Raw genomic sequence first — 18,863 nt, 5'->3', positions numbered from 1 at the left:
TTATGCCCCCTTATATTCCAATATGTCTTTCGGGTCAATGTAAACCGTCAGTTCTTTCCCGGACTCAACCGCAGCTGTTCCATCTTCTTTGACCATGATTTTCAGTGTCGTATCGCTGAACTGACAGCTGTACGTGGTAAAGGTGCCGTAAAACACTTCGTCCAACACGTGCACCTTCACCGGAACCGCATCGCTTCCTTCCGGCGCCCAAAGCTTGATCTTCTCTTCCCGGATGTAATGCTGGGCGTCCAAGTCGAACCGGCGTGCCGGCGAATGGTCGTTGAGGTAACTCACCAACGGCTTGCCCAAAAAGTTGGCTTCTCCGATGAAGTTACAGACAAATTCCGTTGCGGACCGGTCATAGATTTCTCTCGGTGTGCCGATTTGTTCAATTTTCCCATTGTTGAAGACGGCGATGTGATCGGAAATTTCCAACGCTTCGTCTTGGTCATGGGTCACGTAGATGGCGGTCATCCCGTTTTCGCGCTGGATCCGTTTCAACTCGGCACGCAACTGTTTTCTCAGTTTGGCATCCAAGTTGGAGAGCGGTTCGTCAAACAACACCGTACTCGGCTTTTTCGCCAATGCCCGTGCGATGGCGACCCGTTGCTGTTGGCCGCCGGATAAGTCCGACACGTTTTTTTGCAGTTGCTCGTTGTTGAGTTCCACCAATTGGGCCAATTCATACACAAGGTCGTGGATTTTGTTTTTCGGATGTTTTTCGATTTTCAATCCATAGGCAATGTTGTCGTACACGGTCATCGTCGGGAACAATGCGTACGATTGGAAGATCATCCCCAGCCCTCTCTTTTCAACCGGTGTGGGGATGATGTTCTTCCCGTTGAGTTCGATGCTGCCTTTGCTTGGCTTGATGAACCCGGCAATCGAGCGCAAGGTGGTCGTCTTTCCGCATCCGGAAGGTCCCAACAAAGTGAAAAACTCTCCTTCTTTCACTTCAAAATTGACGTTGTCGATGGCGGTAAAGTCATCGTATTTCACTTGCAGGTCTTTTATTTCTATCATCTTTATTTCTCCTCAATCGTATAAGTAAATGCCAAAAAGCGAAATAAGTGACTATTTCGCTTTGGGCTGATTCCATTAAGGCATCAATTCTAATTCAACTTTTTCCATCCAGGCGTTCAAGTTTTCTTGAACAAAATTCCAGTCAATGTCCATCGGTGTGGTGGCATTAGCGATTTCCTGCAGTCTTTCAGGCGCGCTGTCAAAAGCGGCTTCGTTTACCGGCACCCCGCCGAACTCTTCCACAAATCCAGCTTGAATGTCCTCGCTTCCGAACCATTCAACGAATTCTTCCGCTTTGGAGTAGTCGTGGTCTTCCCCTTTGTTGATGATTCCGATTTGTTCCCGCATCGTCACAACGCCTTGTTCCGGATTGACCGGTTCGATCGTGATGCCGTACTCTTCTTCTACATTTGGAATCCCGCCGGAGAAGTGGTAACCCACCGGCACCGACCCATCTTTGAAGGTTTGCCACTTGTCTTCGCCTTCAGCAAGCATGTACCCGTTCGCCAAGTATTTCTCTACCTCATCCCAACCTTCTTGCGCGATGCCAAGCTCGCCGTTTTCATCCACGTATTGCAGGAGAATGCTCAAAATCGCTTTTTGGTTGGTTCCGCCGCCTAACTCGTTCGGCACCAAATATTGCCCGGCAATGTCTGGATTGTTTCCGAGGTCCTGCCAATTGTTTGGTGCTTCTTCCGCACTGACGTGTTCCGGATTGTGAATCATGAAGATCCGTTGTTCCACTAGCGGATGGAAATATCCGTCTCCTATATTGGCTTCTCCTGGAATCTCACTGATCCACTCCGGTTCAAATTCAACCAGCAAACCTTCATTTTTCAATTGGAAGAACATCGCTTCGTCCATCCCGAATGCGACGTCTGCTTGTGGAGCATTTTTTTCCGCCAGCAAGCGGTTCAAAATATCCCCGCCTCCTGCGTCTACATATTCAACGTCAAAGTCGGCTTCTTTCGCCTGTTCATCGATCCATTCTTGTCTGCCGTCCGCCAGTGAGTTGGAATACACTAAAATGGTGTCGTCCCCGCCGTTTTCCCCAGCTGCTCCAGCAGTATCTGCACTTTCGCCGGAAGCACATCCGGCCAACGTTGCGATAGAAGCTGCAGACAGTAACCCTAAAGCCCATTTCTTTTTCATCCCGTAAGATTCTCCTTTTTGTGTTGTTCTTTGTTGTCGACTTCATCGTAGCAAACATATGTAAGCCTTTCGTTTGCTTTATGTAAAAGATGGTTTAGTTCCTGTTAAAAAATTGCTTTTCAGCCGGCCGAAAACAAAAGTGTTTCCCTTCCTACCTGTGCGAATTTAGAGAAATTATCCTTGTGGTTCCAAGGTTTTCTTACTACAATAGGTAAGTTAATGTTTGATAGAAAGGATCGTTTCATGAATACAAAGCAAGTTTTTATTGTTGGTTTTATGCTCTTTGCCATGTTCTTCGGGGCAGGCAATTTGATTTTCCCTCCTGCCTTAGGGTTTGAGGCAGGCGATCACTTCTGGCTGGCTATACTCGGATTCGCTTTGACCGGTGTAGGGCTGCCTTTGTTGAGTATGATCGTCGGTTCGATTTCAGAAGGCGGCTACCGGGAGTCGTTGAAACACATCCATCCGTTCTTCTCCATTGGACTGTTGATGGTCATTTACCTGACAATCGGACCATTTTTTGCCATTCCACGGACTGCCACAACTGCATACGAGATGGGCATCGTTCCCTTCCTTTCCAGTCCGTCTGATATCACATTGTTTCTCTTCACCATCGGTTTCTTTGCTTTGGTGCTGTGGATTGCTCTCAGCCCGGCGGATTTATCTGACACAATCGGAAAGTTTTTAACGCCGACTCTGTTGGTGACGATCATTGCTTTGATTGTCCGCGCATTTTTCCTGTACTTTTCAAATGAACCGCAGATGGTCCATCCGACTTTCAATGCAGATGCTCCTTTTGCCACAGGCTTCCTTGAAGGGTATCTGACAATGGATGCCATCGCAGCCATCGCTTTTTCTATTGTTGTGCTGAATTCCATCCGCAGCATCCGGTAACCGGATGGATACGGTAGCCATAGTCAGAAGACACGTAGCCTTGAGCCGGCCAAATGAACGGTTCCGAAGCGTCTGTATGGGAGCTTGGATCGGTGACCACTGCAGTGTCTTGCTCGGTTTCGATATCGTCTTGTGGCTCAACAATGTCTTCAGAAACGATGACATCCTCGACATCCAGTTCTTCTTCTGGTTCGACTTCCTCCACTTCACTATTTTCTTCCGGTACAACCACATCCGCAACCGGCTCGTCTTCTACTGGTTCTTCCACGGGCAGTTCGGATTCTTCAGTTGGTGCAGGCGCCTCCTCTACAACTTCTTCTTCAAACGGGGTTTCTTCTGGAGTCTCTTCTTGAGAAGATTCTTCTTGTGCAGGTTCTTCTGGGAGTTCTTCTTCAACAGGAATTTCCTCTGCTGTTTCTTCCTCGACAGGCTCTTCTTCTGTTGGAAGGTCTTCCTCGGTTGTTGGTTCTTCTTCTACAATCGGTTCTTCTGGAAGCTCCTCTGCTTCTGGAGTCTCTTCGACTGGTTCACTTGGTTCTAGTTCTGTTTCTTCCTCTTCAACAGCGTCTTCTGATTCAATCTCCTCAGACTGAGCTTCTTCTTCAGGAGCTACTTCTTTTGCGTCTGGCTCTTCTTCAGCTGATTCACTTGGTGTTTCTTCTTCGACTTCTTCTTCCGGTTCTGTTTCTTCTACCTCTGTTTCAGGTTCAGCTTCTTCTGGAGCCGGTTCTTCTACGTCTGGCTCTTCTTCAACTGGAACTTCCGCTTCCGCTTCTTCAGTTACATCTTCTTCCACAACTGGTTCTTCTGCCGGAACCTCTTCTTCAACAATCGGCTCTTCCGCGGATTCAACTTCAGGCTCTGGCTCAGCAGCGGGTTCTTCCACAACCGGCGCAGCAGCTTCTTCTTGAACCACCTGCTCTACAGCCGGACGGGTTTCTTTTGATTCGGACAATACACCCTCCAAATAATCGTTGGCAAAAATCAGATCCGGATTCCAAATGTCGTTGACTTGAGCCAACTCATTGACTGAAATTCCTGTTGCCTGACTCAAAGCCCACAACGTGTCTCCCCATTGGATATGATAGGAAAGGTTGTCAGCAGACTGCTGTGTCTCCACTTCTTCTTTCACTTCACTGACCTTATTGGCACGCCATGGAGAGACCTTTCTTTCTTCTTTATGTACAGCTGTTGCTTCTTCAGTTTCCGTCGCCTTTTCATTGGCATCCGCATAAAATCCTCCGGCTCCAACCAGCACCGCTGCAGCCACCACTACCCATTTCTTTTTCACTTTGCGCAACTGTTTCTTCGTCACTTTCTCTACATCATTTCTACTCATTTAAGTCAGAAACCTCTTTTCTTGATGATTAAGATTGTACAAGTGTCAGTATACGCATTGTCAGTATTAAAACGCACGTTTTTCTTTAAGTCTTAATATACTTGTAACCGAACCTATTTAATAACGCTCATTTTGTAATAAAAATACACAAAAAAGAACGTTTCATGTTCGAAACGTTCTTCCCAAATCATCTGAATTTACAGTTTTTGAGACAATTTAACCACCGAAGCAATATTGGCCGCTGTGCTGGTCAAATTTTCATACCCATTTTTCAGCAGTGCATCAAGTGGGGACAATTCAGGGATGATACTGAAAACGGCATGGATTCCTTCATCGTGAACCGTGTCATACCCTGAGGAAAGAGATCCTGCAATGGCAATCACCGGCACATCGTATTTTTTAGCGACTTTTGCTACCGCCACAGGAGTTTTCCCATAAATGGTTTGATGGTTGATTCCGCCCTCTCCTGTAATCACCAGATCCGCTTCTTTGATGGTTTCTTCCAAGTCCAGCAGGTCTGCCAGCAAGTCTCCTCCTCTTTGCAGTTCCGCATCCAAGAAAGCCATCAATCCAGCACCGAGACCACCCGCTGCTCCAGCACCCGGAACGTGTTCAATCTCTTTGCCCACGGCTTTTTTAACCATTTTCGCATAATGAGCCAAATACCCATCCAGCTGCTCAATTTGTTCTTCGGTTCCGCCTTTTTGCGGTCCATACACATAAGAAGCGCCATTCTTTCCGGTCAATGGATTGTCCACATCGCAAGCGACTTTGATGGTGACTTCTTTGATCCGCGGATGCAGCCCGCTGATGTCGATGGAGTGAAGGTCACCCAATCCTTCTCCGGTTGGCGCAATCGAGCGGCCGTCTTTGTCGAGCAGCTTTCCGCCCAAACTCATCACCATGCCAGCTCCGCCGTCGTTCGTGGCGCTGCCTCCGATTCCAACCAAAATCTCTTTCACGCCTTCATCCAATGCGTCTTTGATCAATTCCCCAAAACCTAACGTGGTAGTGTGCAAAGGATTCCGGTTTTCTTTCGCTACTTTTTCCAATCCAGAAGAAGCGGCCATTTCAATGACGGCCAGCTGTTTGTCTCCTGACAAACCATAAAACGCTTCAACAGGTTCGTGCAACGGACCGGTGACGGTCAACTTTTTGACGGAGCCGCCTGTAGCGTCTACGATGGACTGGACCGTCCCCTCCCCGCCGTCTGCCATAGGTATTTTAGTATATGTTTCATCGGGCATTACCGATTTAAACCCGCTTTCAATTGCTTCTGCGGCTTCCAATGCTGTCAAACTTTCTTTGAATGAGTCCGGGGCAATGACGATATGCATGTTTTCATCCCTTTCTGTTTTAACCAATTCCAAATACGCCATACAACAATACCGATACAATGGTGATGAATAATCCAATCAACGATTCATAAGGAATCAGTTTCAAACGTTCTTTGAAATCCATCGTGACGCTGCCGCCTGTGGCATGGAAGAAACTCCCGTGAGGCATATGGTCCAAAACCGTCGACCCGGCATGGATCATGGCTGCTCCTCCTAATGAACTGAATCCCGAATTCATGAGAGTTGTACTGAATACGGAACTTGCGACAATCGATCCGGATGTAGTGGATGCTGTTGCCCCAGACATCACAATGCCTGAAATAGGAGCAAGTAAGTAAATAGGCAGTCCTAAACTGGTGATGCCTTGCAGCAATACATCCCCCAACGTTGAGTTAGTGATGATTCCCGCGATGGTTCCGGTTCCGATCAGCAGCACAGCAACTCCTGACATTTTGCTAAGACCAAACGATATTTGATCAATGATGCCAGCCGCTTTTCCCATAATGATGGATCCCACTACTCCTCCGACAGGAAGTGCCACCATTGGATCAATTACAATACCAGCAAGTGGTCTTAGTGCTAAGAGAATGACTGCAACCAATGGCCCAGAAATGGACGTTAAAAATGAAGGCAAATCCTTTTGTATTCCTGTTGGTTCATCCACTTCTTCATTAGTAATGGCTGTTCCTTTTCCAGCAATGCGTCTGGCAAGGAAATAAGTCACCACTAACGCAGCAATCCCTGGAACAATTCCTGCCATCATGACGGAAGTCAATGGCAATTCAAATGCATCAGAAACGGCAATGGTGTTGGGGTTCGGAGACATAATGTTTCCCGCTTTGCCTCCTCCAATCATGGCCAGTAAAATTGCGGGTCTGCTGATGGATGCATTTTTTGCAATAACTAAGGCAATTGGTGCCACTGTAATTACTGCAATATCGATAAAGACCCCAACAGCTGTCAGCAACAGTGTGGCCACAGCTAAAGCCAGCAACGCCCTTGTCTCGCCGATTTTTCGTATGATGGTTTGCGCAATCGATTCGGCCGCTCCCGTTTCAATCAACACTCCGGCCAGAATCCCCGCAGCCAATATCCTCAAAATGGAGGTCATCATACCTTGCGCCCCGCCGATCATAAGGTCCACTGTCTCAGTCAATGTGGCTCCTCCGACCACCCCGCCGACAATCGACCCAATCAGCAGCCCATAAACGGGCGGTGTTTTCTTAAATATCAAGACAATCGCTACTGTCAATCCCAGCAGCGCACCCAATGCGGTGACTTGCACTTCCATTTGTTTTCCTCCTCGTAATTTTATTTCTAACTTTAGTGTACAGCGGTTTGAATTCGCTTCCTATATTCTGCAGAACGATTTGAACGCGTTTTCCCCTCTTGAAAATTGTTCCGTAGAACAATTACAATATATAAAAACACTTAAGGAAAGGGATAACATATGGAATTATCACCAGCGATTGCTCAAGAAATTGTTATGCAGATGAAAACCATCATACAGCAAGAAATCAATTTCATGAACAACCAAGCCCTTATCATCGCCAGCACCGATTCCAGCCGTATTGGCAATTGGCATGGCGGGGCCGCAAAAGTTCTTCAAACACACCAATTCTTGATTATTGAAACAGATCAGTCTTATAAAGGCAGTAAAAAAGGAATCAATATACCTGTTTTCTTCGAAGACAAAGTCATCGGTGTGATCGGAATCACAGGCGAAAAAGAAGAAGTTCAGCGCTACGGAGAAATCATCAAAAAAATGACAGAAATCTTAATCAAAGAAGATTACTTAAAAGATATCACTTTCAGAAAAAGAGACCGCTCGAAGTACATTATCGAAAGTCTCTTGAATAAACCTCAAGTGCAGTCTAAAGAAGATTGGGCAAACGAAGCGCTCAATTATGACTATTCCATTCCTCATACGGCAGTTGTAGGAAAAAGTGCACAAAAAATGCCCATTCATGAATACAACATAGTGAGCATTATTGAATCCAGCTTATCTTTTTTGGAAAATGATCATCTATACGCAATTATTGAAGACAACATTTATATCCTTTTCAACGAGAAAAATCCGGCTATCATACGAAACTACTTGAAGTTTCTAGGACAAGAAATATTGAATAAAACGAAAGTAACTTTTCATTTCGGAATCGGTTTAACTGGAACTTCTGAAGCAGAGGCAAGAGACTCTTTTTCCAAAGCTATAGATGCTGCTGACTGGGCAGTCACTCATACTAAAAACATGCTGGAATTTTATGAGAACATGGATATTGGCGTACTTATTTCATCCCTGCCTGAAAAAGAGGCTGGCTATTATTCACATAAGATTCTTTCTTCCATACCAAAAGAAGAATTTCAGGATTTGCAGTCGGTCTTCTTCGCATATGGAAAAAACAATAAAAGTATGAAGAAATCAGCGAACGATTTGTTTCTTCACAAAAATACATTTCAATACCGCTTGAATAAAATTCATTCGTATACCGGATACGATCCCAAGCAATTATTTGACTACATGGTCCTCTATTTTGCTTTCATGCTACACAGTGAATAAAAAACAGCGGACCGCTCCAATAAGCGATCCGCTGTTTCCAATTCAGTTTCCCCATTCACGCGGGTTTTTGCGCCACTCTTCCAACAGCGCGCGTTCCTCTTCCGTGATGGTTTTTCGTTTCAAAGATTCTTCAATCAAAGCTTGGTAATTCGACAATGTGTGCAGTTCAAAGCCCGCTTCAGCAAAATTTGTGTCGGCGGCTTCCAGCTGGTAGCTGAAAATAGCGGCACAGCCCAAAACCTCTCCATCAGTTTCCTGGACGGCTTGAGCGGCTTCGATGACGCTGCCGCCGGTTGAAATCAAATCTTCAATGCAGACGACTTTTTGTCCGGGCAACAATCGGCCTTCAATTTGATTTTGCTTGCCGTGTCCTTTGGCTTTGCTGCGGACATAAATCATCGGCAAACCGAGTTCCTCTGCGACCCAAGCCGCATGGGGAATCCCTGCTGTGGCGGTCCCGGAGATGACTTCTGCTTCCGGATAGACGCGCCGGATCAATTCGGCCAAGCCGCGCGCAATTTCTTTCCGGACAGACGGATGACTCATCGTGATCCGGTTGTCGCAGTAGATGGGGCTTTTGATGCCACTGGCCCATGTGAATGGTTCGTTTGGTCTTAGTGTGACGGCTTCGCAGTCGAGCAGCAAGCCGGCGAAGGTATGTGCTTGGCTCATTGTTGTTCCCCTTTCCATTGGTCGAAAATTGAGTGGTAGGCGGTCACCGAAGCGGCGGCTTGTGTGATCGGCCGGCCGACAACAATGTAGGAAGCGCCCATTTCCCGGGCTCTTTCCGGTGTGGCGACGCGTTTCTGGTCGCCTGTTTCAGAGCCGTCCGGGCGGATGCCGGGTGTGACGCACAAAAAGTCTGGACTCGTCGCTTTTTGGATGGCTTCTGCTTCCCAAGCCGAGCAGACGACGCCGTCCAGGCCGGATTCGTGTGCCAACTTAGCGTACTGCAGGACGCTTTCTTCCAGTGTCAGAGAAATCCGTTGTTCCCGCTGCATCGCGTCTTCCGTGGTCGATGTCAGCTGCGTGACCGCAATCAAAAGCGGCCGACTAGCGCCTTCTGCACCTTCTTCCAATCCCTTTTTGGCTGCGCGCATCATTTCGCTGCCGCCTGCCGCGTGCACGTTCACCATGTCTATTCCTAATGCGGCGATGTTCCGCATCGCGCGGTACACCGTGTTCGGGATGTCGTGCAGCTTCAAATCGAGAAAAATTCGGTGTCCCATCTCCTTCAGTTCCCGGATCAACTCGGGCCCTTCCGCATAAAACAGCTCCATCCCCACTTTCAAATAAAGCTCCTCGTCTCCAAAGCTTTTTAAGAATGAACGGGCTTCGCTGCGTGACGGGACGTCGAGTGCAATAATGGGTTGCGTAGTCATCTTGAAATCCTCCTGAATATTTCCATAAAAAAAGTCCTATGCCTAAAAAAGGGCATAGGAGTGCAAGGATCGTGTTGCGTCAATTGTCCGCACTTCCTTTCAGCCTCTCCGGACTCAATTAAGGAAATCATATTTCGTACTGGTCCCATCTTAATGAACCCTCCGAAAATTGTCAACGGAATTTTTTCCACTTGCCTATTTCAAAAAGACAAGCTATACTGTTGTGGAGTTAAAATAAAGGATGACAGAGAGCATCCATTTTAAGGAGAGATGTCATATGGCTAGTACCACTATGCCCAAAAACAAACGGAAAGCCCTCTTTGCAGCCTTGACCGGATCAGGATTGGATGATATGAACGTCATGTTTTTGTCGTTCGCGTTATCGTCCATTATTGCTGATCTCGGATTATCAGGTGCGCAAGGAGGGTTTATTTCTACTATCACGAACCTCGGCATGCTGTTAGGCGGCTTGGTATTCGGAGTGCTGGCGGACCGTAAAGGAAACGTCAAACTGTTCAAATGGTCGATTCTGATTTTCTCACTTGCTACTGCTGCTTTGTTCTTTGCTGAATCGTTCTTCTGGGTCTGCCTGCTGCGCTTCATTGCAGGAATCGGTGCGGGCGGCGAATACGGCATCGCCATCAGTATCATCGCAAAAGTCTCCCCTCCCGAGAAGATGGGCGTCATGTCTTCATGGAACGGTGTCGCCGGGCAGTTGGGTTCCATTGCAGCGGCACTGCTGGCCGGATTGGTCATTCCGTTCATGGGATGGCGAGGCCTCTTCTTGTTCGGCTTGATCCCAATCGCTCTTGTCGCTTGGCTGCACTTCTCGGTGGATTCGGAGTTTGAACTGATGGCATCTCCGGAAGAAATCGATAGAGTTAAACCTTCGCTGAAAGAATTGTTTCAAACGAAAGCATTGGCCCGCACGACGATTTCCCTGATGTTCATGACAACCGTTCAAATCGCCGGCTACTTCGGATTGATGAACTGGCTGCCGTCGATTCTTCAGGAACGCATCGGCTTGTCGGTCACCGGATCTTCCTTGTGGATGGTCGCCACGATCATTGGAATGTCTTTAGGCATGCTGACGTTCGGCAGACTGTTGGACAAATTTGGTCCGCGCAATGTCTTCGCCGTCTTCTTGCTCGTATCCGCCGCTTCTGTCTTCTTGTTCGTCTATGCCGGAAGCCAGCTGACCTTGCTGTTCGGCGGCGCGTTTGTCGGATTCTTCGTCAACGGAATGTTTCCAGGATACGGCGCGATTGTCAGTCAATTGTATCCAAGTCGGATTCACTCCATCGCGAACAACGCTGTATTGAATGTGGGCCGGGCGGTTGGAGGCTTCTCCTCTCTCGCCATCGGTTTTCTGATGGATCATTACAACTTGTTCGTGGTGATGGGCTTCTTGTCGGTTCTGTACTTGACCAGCTTTGTTGTGATGCTTACCATTCCAGGATTGAAAAATGAGTCGTATAAAACGATGCGGGCTGCCACATCTGTAAAAGGATAACTAACTATTGCAAAAGGCAGAGAATGGATTCTATTATTCTCTGCCTTTTTGTTTCTATTCGGTTTTTGGGAGGTCGCTTATCGACCACTCAGCCCCATCTTCCTTCTCGAGTGGGCTATAAATCTCCACTTATCGACCACTCGAACCTAGCATCCTTCTTGAGTGGTCGATAAAACACCAAATGATTCCTACTCAAATCTCTTTTTTTCGTGAGTTGGAATCAAAATGACGATTGGTTCCTACTCGGTTCCTCTTTTTTCATTGAGTTGGAATCAAAACGAGGATTGATTCCAACTCAGCGTTCTCTTCCCTTTCGAGTTGGAATCAAAAACATCTTGCCAAACTAAAAACAGGCAGGGTCAATAAAATGAAGCTGCCTGTTTTGGTGTTTAATTCATATATGGATCTGTCTTTTCTCCATAGTAGTAATATGAATCTTTTTCAGGTTCCACACGGTTCATCACCGCACCCAATATGTTCGCTTGAACCATTTCCAATAACTGCTTCGCTTTTTTCCCTTCCTCCTTAGATACTCCTCCTTGAGGAATAACAAAAATGGTCCCGTCTGTTTTGCCCGCCATAATTTGTGCATCTGCAACTGGAAGGATGGGCGGCATATCAAAAATTACTAAGTCATACTCTTCTTCCATCTGAGCTTTCAACACGTCCATCCGATGAGAGGACAACAATTCCGCTGGGTTAGGCGGAAGCGCTCCGCTTGGCAGGACAAACAAATTCGACACCAAACTGTAGTGGACCATATGCTCCAATTGGATTGATTCTTCCGTCAACAAGGTCGTCAGTCCATTGAAGTTTCGGATTCCAAAAATGCGGTGAACGGTTGGCTTGCGTAAATCCGCATCCACCAACAGGACTTTCTTGTTTTCAGCCGCAAATGTGGCGGCCAAATTTGCTGCAACGAACGATTTACCTGAAGACGCGTTAGCTGAGGTCACAACAATGCTCTTCACTTTTTTGTCCACCATTGTAAAACGCAGGTTCGTTCGAATTGTTCTGAATTGTTCCGCTGCAATCGAGAATGGCTGCGCCTGGACTACCAAAGTTGCCGCCTCGACCGCACCTCTTTTTGGCTGTTTGTTTTTCGCATTCATCATCGTCACTCCTCCTATACCCTGCTTTTCAATCCGGCTCGTCGACTGCTGCCTTCTCGTTCCATCGCTCCAGCTGCTTGTGTCCGCGTTTGCGTCGACAGTTCTTCTGCAGTGAGTTCGTTCACTTGACCGAGACTCAGCCATCCCAATTCTTCGGTCACAAACTCTTCTGTTTTGATTGAATTGTCTGTGTACTCATCGAAGAATATTTTCCCGATACTCAACAAGAATCCTAAAAGGAAGCCCACTGCCAAATTCAGCAGCACATTGGGTGAAACAGGTTCCGTAAACGGAACCGCTTTTGAGATGATGGTGACGTTTTCGACATTCATGATCTCATTGATGTTTTCTTGAAATGTTGTCGCGATGGTGTTGGCGATTGCTGCCGCCTGCACAGGGTCTTCGTCCGTGACTTGAACGGCAAACACTTGGGAATTTTCTTTGCTGGTGATTTCCATCTTTTGGCTCAGCTCGCCATTCCCGATGGTCAAATTGAGCTCTTCCCGGACATCATCCAATATGATTGGATTTTCAATGATATCCTTGTACGTATTAATCATTTGCAAGTTGATGTCAATGTCACTCTGCTGGATGATGTCGCTCGCCTGCGTGTAGTTCACCAAAATTTTTGTGTTGGACGTATACTGCGGCGTGACCGCATATCGTGTAACCATCCACGCGATAAGCAATCCTGTGACACTCAATCCGATGATCCATCCCGCTTTTTTTCTAAGTACTTGAAACACATGTGTCAAACTGATTCCTTTTTCCATCTTATTCCCTCCTGTTAAACGAATTTGACTTTGATGAACTGTTTAAATGAAACCATCATTTCTTTCATGAGTGACTGCTCAAACAAGACGCTGAAAATGAATGTGGCTGCGACAGAGAACAAACCGATGACGATACCTGAGAGGATCCAATTCATCCAGCTGCTGATGGACAGCGGGAAGACAGTGGTGAAGAAGAAGACCGTAGTCATGACAATCAAGATCACTTTCCCTGCCCGCCACATCGTTTTGCCTGAAGATTGCTTCAAAATATGCCGATTGGAGAAGAAAATGATGTCCAGTGTGCGGTAGGCAAATGACGCGACCGTCCCTATAAGCAGACCATAGAGTCCTAAACGCCCTACAAGAAGCAATGACACCGTGATGTTGATGAACGCTTCAAGCACAGCCCGCCACTGCGTTTCTTTATAAAAGCCGCCTGCATCGATTAATGTGGTTCCTGGAACACGCAAGTTTTTTACCACACCGATCACCACGAACAAGACCGCGATCCGCGGATCCGCATAAGCCACATCTTGTGTCCCCGCCGTATACAAACTGACAAACGGCAAGATCAAGACGGCGGTCACTGAATAAATGACGGATACAGCCGCAAAGTAGATGAATTCATACAAGTTGTAATTCCGCTTGATCCCTTCTTCGTCTTTTGTGACCATCAAACTCCCGAAACTGGCCACACTTCCTTCTGAAAAGACGGCTTTCATCAAATTGTAGAGATTTGAAAACACCAGCTGGTACACCGAATAGATACTGACCAAAATCATGTCTCCTGTTGCGACAGTCAAGATGATGATGTCGGTGTTGTTGACGACCAATCCAGAAATCTGGTGCAAAAATGCCGACCAGCGTTTGGACAAAGCGGTTTTGTCCGGCTTCACTCGTGTATTCAATCCCGGGTAGTGTTTCCGGACGTATACGTTCTGCAACACCATAATGACGAGCATCATCAGCGCCGGCACTGCCTGCACGACAATAACGGAACTGTTGACCAGAATAAGTCCCGTTTGAAGAATTCCCCTCAAGAACAAGGCAGCCATATTGAACAATGTTGCCATGTACAATTTTTGGTCGGCTTGGAGCAGAACCGTGTTTTTGCTGACGAGAAAACTGTTCAATGTGCTCTGAAGCCCCATAACCAGCATCAAACTGAACACCGTACCTCTGGGAATGTCCAGGATATAAATCGGAAGGATGAAGGCCAGCGCGACAATGGCTGCTGTGAACATGAGGCCGGTTTGGAAATAATACTGCCGGATGGCATTCAACACTTCGTTCAAACGCTGTGTGTCTTTGCGGTTCAACGGATCATACAGTGCTTGAATCGAAGCCGTGTTCAGTCCTGCATTCAGCAGCAGAACATAGCTCATGACATTGGTGATCGATGACGTCAAGCCGTGTATGGTCGGTCCGTAATGTGTCAAAAATAAACGCGGAATGATGAAGCCGAAACTGATCATGATAAGCTGATAAGAAAATTCGACCACTATGTTTTGGGCAGTAGCCTTTCTTCTGCTCGTTTCCACTTGATGGTTTCCCCCTTTTTCTATGGCCGGATTGCCTTATATATTTGGAACAGCATGAGGTAGACGAACAATCCCCAATTGCTGATGATGATTTGCGCAAGATCTCCGCCCAAAATGATCAAGATGGCAAATCTTACGATGACAATGGCGTACAACACATGGCGGATGCCGCGGTAAGGAATGTCGGACACTTTCACATGAATGATTTTCAACACCAATCCGAAAATGAGTGCCAGAGCAATGACCCCGATTACGTTGGCCTGCATATACCCAAAAGTCAAAAAGTCATTCGGAATCGTTCCCGTCACCAGTCCGTTTCCGCCGCTCTCGCCTTTGCGCGCACCGGAAATCAAAATGGTTGTCCAAGAATCGGCGGTCTCCATATCAATGGTTCCCCACAAACTGCTCGGAAGGAAATACAAAGGCGCCTGCACCACATCCACGAAAAAGCGGTGTGTAAAACTTTGGAATACTCCAATGAAAGAAACGAACGGGTAAGAAATCGTCCCGACAATCATGGTCCACAGGTCCGAGTCTTCTGACCTTCCCCACAGCTGATTCAGGCCGAAAAAGATGACCGGAACTGCAATCATTTTTTTCGACAAATTTTGTATGAAGGACCAAAGCTGTTCTTTTTTTAAGTACACAGCGGCTAAGACGAGAATCAGATAGAAGTACACCATCGCTCCCCTGCCGCCCCAGCTGAACAGCACATATGTACTGAACAAAAAGGAAAGACCAAATCCCGTCATGTTCCATTTGAAGTGATGGCTCTTTAACCGCGGATCGATGATCAACGCATAAAAAGAGTAGGCGGATACCAATGAAAATTGACCAAATTTTTCCAAGAAACTGAACGGATTGCCGACTGTTGAATACCCGGCGCGGATGGCGATGGTGTGATCCAAAAGCCCGATAAAACCGCCATAGGCATGCGTGTAGAGATAGTAACCGGCAAACGAGACAAAAAACATCAGCCAGGCGAAACCCGTGAATTTTCTGAGAAAAAACGAATCGGCTTCGAGCGGCTCAAGTTCTTGCTGCTCTTGTTTTTTGGTATTCTCCGGAAACAACGACCAGCCGAACATGGTGCTGATCATCATCAACAACACGATGCAGTAATAAAACAATATTTCTGCCAAACCGTACTGCCGGATAAAATAATCGAACGGCATGGAGTTCTTCCCGGCAAGTGTTCCGATGTACACGATTGGAAACCCGATACCGTATAAAGCGGTATACATCAACAGCGTCCAGTCGACCAGCTGGATTTTTTTGTTTCGGATCAGATTGTTCAGTATGAGGAAACTGCCGACCGCAGCAACAACCAAACCGCCGGCAATTGATACAATGCTTTCCATGATTCACCTCCACCCTTTCACAAGGCATTCTCTATACATGAAGGAACACTTCCTCGTATTCTGTCATGATTGAATCGATATGGTAGCGGTCCGCCCGGTTGCTGCTCTTGTTTTCTCCGCGAATCGATTCAAGTATTCCCGCAGCAAGTGCTTCCGGATTTTCTTCTTCCACAAGCAGACCATAGTCATTATTCAAGAGGATTTCCCTGGGTCCGCTTTGGCAATCGGTGGCCACCACTTTCGTTCCACACGCCAAGGCTTCCAGTAATGAATTCGGGAATCCTTCCCATCTCGACGACAATACGTATGTATCCGCATGGAAGTAATAAGGGTACGGGTTTTTTTTGAACCCAGAAAAATCTACTTGCTTGTCTATTTGCAGATCCACTGCCAGCTGGGACAAATCTTCCAACAGTTCTCCTTCTCCCAGCAGCGTGAGTCTGGCTGACGGTTCTTCTTGAAGGACGTGTTTGAATGCCCGCAACAGCACATCAAACCCTTTTTGGTAACTCAATCTTCCGACAGCCAGCAGATTGATGTTCCTTGTGTCATACGGATTTTCCTTCAACGCTTTGTTTCTGATGTCATGGATATCCAAGGGATTGTAAATGTAGGTGATTTTTTCGCTGGGGAGATTGTAGGTGCGGATGATGTCTTGTTTCATCGCATCACACTGCGCAATGATCAAGTCTGCTTTAGGATAAAAACGACGGTATAAGAATTGGGTGATTGTTTTGTCTAGAGAAGATAATGTGCTGAGGGTTTTTGATGGGGTGTTGGCTTCTCTTACGATGAGTTTGGGACTCTGTTTCAAAAAGGGTTTCACGAGGACCAACGCCAAGTTCAATTCATCGAGTGTGGAAAAAATCAATTCCGGCTGGATTGAGTTAAGCGTCTTAATCAGTTTCGTGAGGGCATACCGGACACGGGGAGCGTTCAAATCGGTCATGGAAATGGAATCGGGAACCAGATCCATATAAGGACCTTCCGCCCGGACCAGCACCAAGTGAACATCAAACGCCTCTTTGTCGATGTTTCTCAATAAATTTACCACGACTTTTTCTGCGCCTCCGCCAGCCATGGAAGGAACCAATACAGCCATTTTTTTCTTCATGATTCCACCTCCACTTTCTCAGGTATGGAAACGGGTTGAAGAACTGTCTTGTAAAGATCCGCCAGCTTTTTCTTATAGGCTTCGTGGTCATTCAATCGCTGGTAATATCGGTAGCTGGCTTTGGACATATCTTCCTGTAAGTCAAGTGATGTGAGCAAGTGCACCACTGATTCTGCTAGTTCTTCATCATTGGTGGAAAGAAATCCTGTTTCGTGCGGCACAACCAGCTGCTTCATCCCGTCCGCCGGGGTGGATACAATCGGCACCGACAACGCCATCGCTTCAAGCGCAGCGATGGGTGTCCCTTCATATTTGGAACACATCAGCAGGCAAGAAGAGTCTTTCAATGCCCTGTAAGGATAAGACAGTCTGCCTGTAAACGTCACTTGATCGCTGACTTGCTCTTGTTCAAAGATACGTTCCATGTCTTTTTTCAGCGGCCCTTCCCCGATGATGCCAAACCGGCTCCCAGGCACTTTCTGCAACACCTTGGAGGCGACTCTTGCGATGCGTTCGGGATCTTTTTGATCGGTGAGCCGGCCAATGAACACAAAATCGAATCCATAATCTTTTTTGTCATAATTGGCCAGTTTTTCAACACGATCTGGATTCAATACGTTTTCCAATAAGACAGCTTTTTCTTTGATGGCTGCCTTATAGCGGTATTCGTCCAGACAGCTGGTGGAAACCATGATCACTTTTTCCGCTTTTTCCACTGCCCATTTGTACAAAATGGATTTCACCGTTGCTCGTGCCATATCGTCTTTATTGACATGGAGATGCGAAATCAACGGAATATCTCCAGCAGCAAGAGAGGCCAAAACGGTCGCTCGGACATCGTGGGCATGGATAAGATCGGGATCAAAAGTGCGGATAACTCTTTTCAGCTCCAAATAAGTAAATTTTTTCATCGGAAGAAACCGGACATTTCGATCGTCTAAAGCAGAACGGATTGTCCCATCCGGCGAACAGTAGGCGGTTTCAATCTCGCCTTCAAACATCATGCAGATGTCCGCGACGACATTCTCCGCACCTGACAACTGGCTTGTATACAACACATGGAGTACTTTCATGGGGAATACCTTCTTCCTATGGAGTTTTTTTTAGGGGAATAATGCTCTGGAATGCTGCGGGGATGAAAAAGAGAATACACTAAATAAGCCTGGTCTCTCCTATTTTCAATAAATGGGGAAAACAAAGAATAATAAAAAAATATGGATGGAACGAGTTTGGATAAAGAAAAAATAAAGGAATGTAAAAAGATAAACCGAGGATGGTTTAAGGTGGGAATGATGGGTAAACCTGATGAGTCGAAGGATACGGATTCTGGAAACGTTATCCTTTTTCTTACTTGTCTCCATATTACATCGTAGCGGAGAAGAATACCAGCAAAAAAATCAAAATTTACTCTTTTTTAAAAACTTGAATTGTAAAATTAAGCTAGAAAAATAGAAAACCATTTGTGATACACTCTCACTAAGTTCCAACCACGAAAATTAGAGGAGTGACCACAAATGGCCTACACACATCTTACCATGAAAGAACTTAGCTGGATAGAAACTTATTTTGATACTGGATTAAAACCTTATAAGATTGCTCGGAAAATCGGTCGATCAAATCAACCGGTCTATAATGTCGTTTCCTTCCTAAAGGAAGGCGGTTCAATTATAGAATACTTTGATCAGTATAAACAGAATAAATCAAAGTGTGGCGCTAAGAAAAAGACCTTTACAAGAAAACAAACCCAATACATTAAAGATAAAGT

At 46.4% G+C, this 18,863-nt stretch carries 16 protein-coding genes and 1 pseudogene; 4 read left to right on the top strand and 13 right to left on the bottom strand.

Annotation, left to right across the window (positions count from 1 at the left end; genetic code table 11):
* Window positions 1–1,023 (bottom strand): ABC transporter ATP-binding protein, encoded by a 1,023-nt coding sequence (locus tag G470_RS0104180; RefSeq protein WP_028273734.1) that lies wholly within the window; start codon window positions 1,021–1,023, stop codon window positions 1–3.
* 75 nt (window positions 1,024–1,098) lie between these two features.
* Window positions 1,099–2,175: an extracellular solute-binding protein gene (locus G470_RS0104175; RefSeq protein WP_028273733.1), complete on the bottom strand. Its 1,077-nt coding sequence runs from the start codon at window positions 2,173–2,175 to the stop codon at window positions 1,099–1,101.
* A 243-nt stretch (window positions 2,176–2,418) separates the two neighbouring features.
* On the opposite strand from G470_RS0104175, the gene brnQ reads away from it, so the two are divergent.
* Window positions 2,419–3,069: a branched-chain amino acid transport system II carrier protein gene (brnQ, locus tag G470_RS12660; RefSeq protein ID WP_051258411.1), complete on the top strand. Its 651-nt coding sequence runs from the start codon at window positions 2,419–2,421 to the stop codon at window positions 3,067–3,069.
* On the opposite strand, the gene G470_RS13790 is transcribed toward brnQ, so the two are convergent.
* The 3 genes from G470_RS13790 to G470_RS0104155 all read right to left on the bottom strand — a co-directional run bounded on the left by G470_RS13790 (window position 3,032) and on the right by G470_RS0104155 (window position 7,036).
* On the bottom strand, window positions 3,032–4,408 hold the full coding sequence (locus tag G470_RS13790) for a LysM peptidoglycan-binding domain-containing protein (protein WP_028273732.1): 1,377 nt from the start codon (window positions 4,406–4,408) through the stop codon (window positions 3,032–3,034). The two genes, brnQ and G470_RS13790, sit on opposite strands and share 38 nt — an antisense overlap.
* Before the next feature lie 197 nt (window positions 4,409–4,605).
* On the bottom strand, window positions 4,606–5,787 hold the full coding sequence (locus G470_RS0104160; RefSeq protein WP_476692346.1) for a glycerate kinase: 1,182 nt from the start codon (window positions 5,785–5,787) through the stop codon (window positions 4,606–4,608).
* On the bottom strand, window positions 5,765–7,036 hold the full coding sequence (locus G470_RS0104155) for a GntP family permease (protein WP_028273730.1): 1,272 nt from the start codon (window positions 7,034–7,036) through the stop codon (window positions 5,765–5,767). Before G470_RS0104155 ends, G470_RS0104160 begins: the two co-directional genes overlap by 23 nt.
* A gap of 159 nt (window positions 7,037–7,195) precedes the next feature.
* On the opposite strand from G470_RS0104155, the gene G470_RS0104150 reads away from it, so the two are divergent.
* Window positions 7,196–8,302, top strand: coding sequence for a CdaR family transcriptional regulator (locus G470_RS0104150; protein WP_028273729.1), 1,107 nt, complete (start codon window positions 7,196–7,198; stop codon window positions 8,300–8,302).
* 42 nt (window positions 8,303–8,344) lie between these two features.
* On the opposite strand, the gene pyrE is transcribed toward G470_RS0104150, so the two are convergent.
* Both pyrE and pyrF read right to left on the bottom strand, forming a co-directional pair.
* Complete coding sequence (gene pyrE / locus G470_RS0104145) at window positions 8,345–8,974, bottom strand: orotate phosphoribosyltransferase (RefSeq protein WP_028273728.1); 630 nt, start codon at window positions 8,972–8,974, stop codon at window positions 8,345–8,347.
* Window positions 8,971–9,684: an orotidine-5'-phosphate decarboxylase gene (gene pyrF, locus G470_RS0104140; RefSeq protein ID WP_028273727.1), complete on the bottom strand. Its 714-nt coding sequence runs from the start codon at window positions 9,682–9,684 to the stop codon at window positions 8,971–8,973. Before pyrF ends, pyrE begins: the two co-directional genes overlap by 4 nt.
* 277 nt (window positions 9,685–9,961) lie before the next feature.
* Here pyrF and G470_RS0104135 point away from each other — a divergent pair, with 277 nt between their 5' ends.
* The gene (locus tag G470_RS0104135; protein WP_028273726.1) at window positions 9,962–11,197 is read left to right on the top strand and encodes an MFS transporter; all 1,236 of its coding nucleotides are present in this window, start codon (window positions 9,962–9,964) and stop codon (window positions 11,195–11,197) included.
* 389 nt (window positions 11,198–11,586) lie between these two features.
* Here the strand turns inward: G470_RS0104135 and G470_RS0104130 are convergent, their stop codons facing one another.
* The 6 genes from G470_RS0104130 to G470_RS12645 are packed head-to-tail and all read right to left on the bottom strand — an operon-like array spanning window position 11,587 to window position 18,171.
* Window positions 11,587–12,312, bottom strand: a complete 726-nt coding sequence (locus G470_RS0104130) for a CpsD/CapB family tyrosine-protein kinase (protein WP_028273725.1) — start codon at window positions 12,310–12,312, stop codon at window positions 11,587–11,589.
* 11 nt (window positions 12,313–12,323) lie between these two features.
* A complete protein-coding gene (locus G470_RS0104125) occupies window positions 12,324–13,082 on the bottom strand; it encodes a YveK family protein (RefSeq protein WP_028273724.1) in 759 nt (252 codons plus the stop codon).
* A gap of 14 nt (window positions 13,083–13,096) precedes the next feature.
* Entirely contained in the window at window positions 13,097–14,623 is a 1,527-nt protein-coding gene (locus G470_RS0104120) for a lipopolysaccharide biosynthesis protein (protein WP_028273723.1), read from the bottom strand.
* Between the two features lie 20 nt (window positions 14,624–14,643).
* The gene (locus G470_RS0104115) at window positions 14,644–15,984 is read right to left on the bottom strand and encodes an oligosaccharide repeat unit polymerase (protein WP_028273722.1); all 1,341 of its coding nucleotides are present in this window, start codon (window positions 15,982–15,984) and stop codon (window positions 14,644–14,646) included.
* Window positions 15,985–16,015: 31 nt separating this feature from the next.
* On the bottom strand, window positions 16,016–17,098 hold the full coding sequence (locus G470_RS12650; protein WP_051258410.1) for a glycosyltransferase: 1,083 nt from the start codon (window positions 17,096–17,098) through the stop codon (window positions 16,016–16,018).
* Entirely contained in the window at window positions 17,095–18,171 is a 1,077-nt protein-coding gene (locus tag G470_RS12645; RefSeq protein WP_051258409.1) for a glycosyltransferase, read from the bottom strand. Before G470_RS12645 ends, G470_RS12650 begins: the two co-directional genes overlap by 4 nt.
* A gap of 441 nt (window positions 18,172–18,612) precedes the next feature.
* Here G470_RS12645 and G470_RS0104100 point away from each other — a divergent pair.
* Window positions 18,613–18,863: pseudogene (locus G470_RS0104100) on the top strand (IS30 family transposase); the annotation flags it as partial.

Origin of the sequence: Atopococcus tabaci DSM 17538 (assembly GCF_000429585.1) — a bacterium.
GTDB classification, from domain to species: Bacteria; Bacillota; Bacilli; order Lactobacillales; family Carnobacteriaceae_A; genus Atopococcus; species Atopococcus tabaci.
The sequence above is the reverse complement of the archived record's forward strand: the minus strand, read 5'-3'. Positions and strand labels throughout refer to the sequence as shown.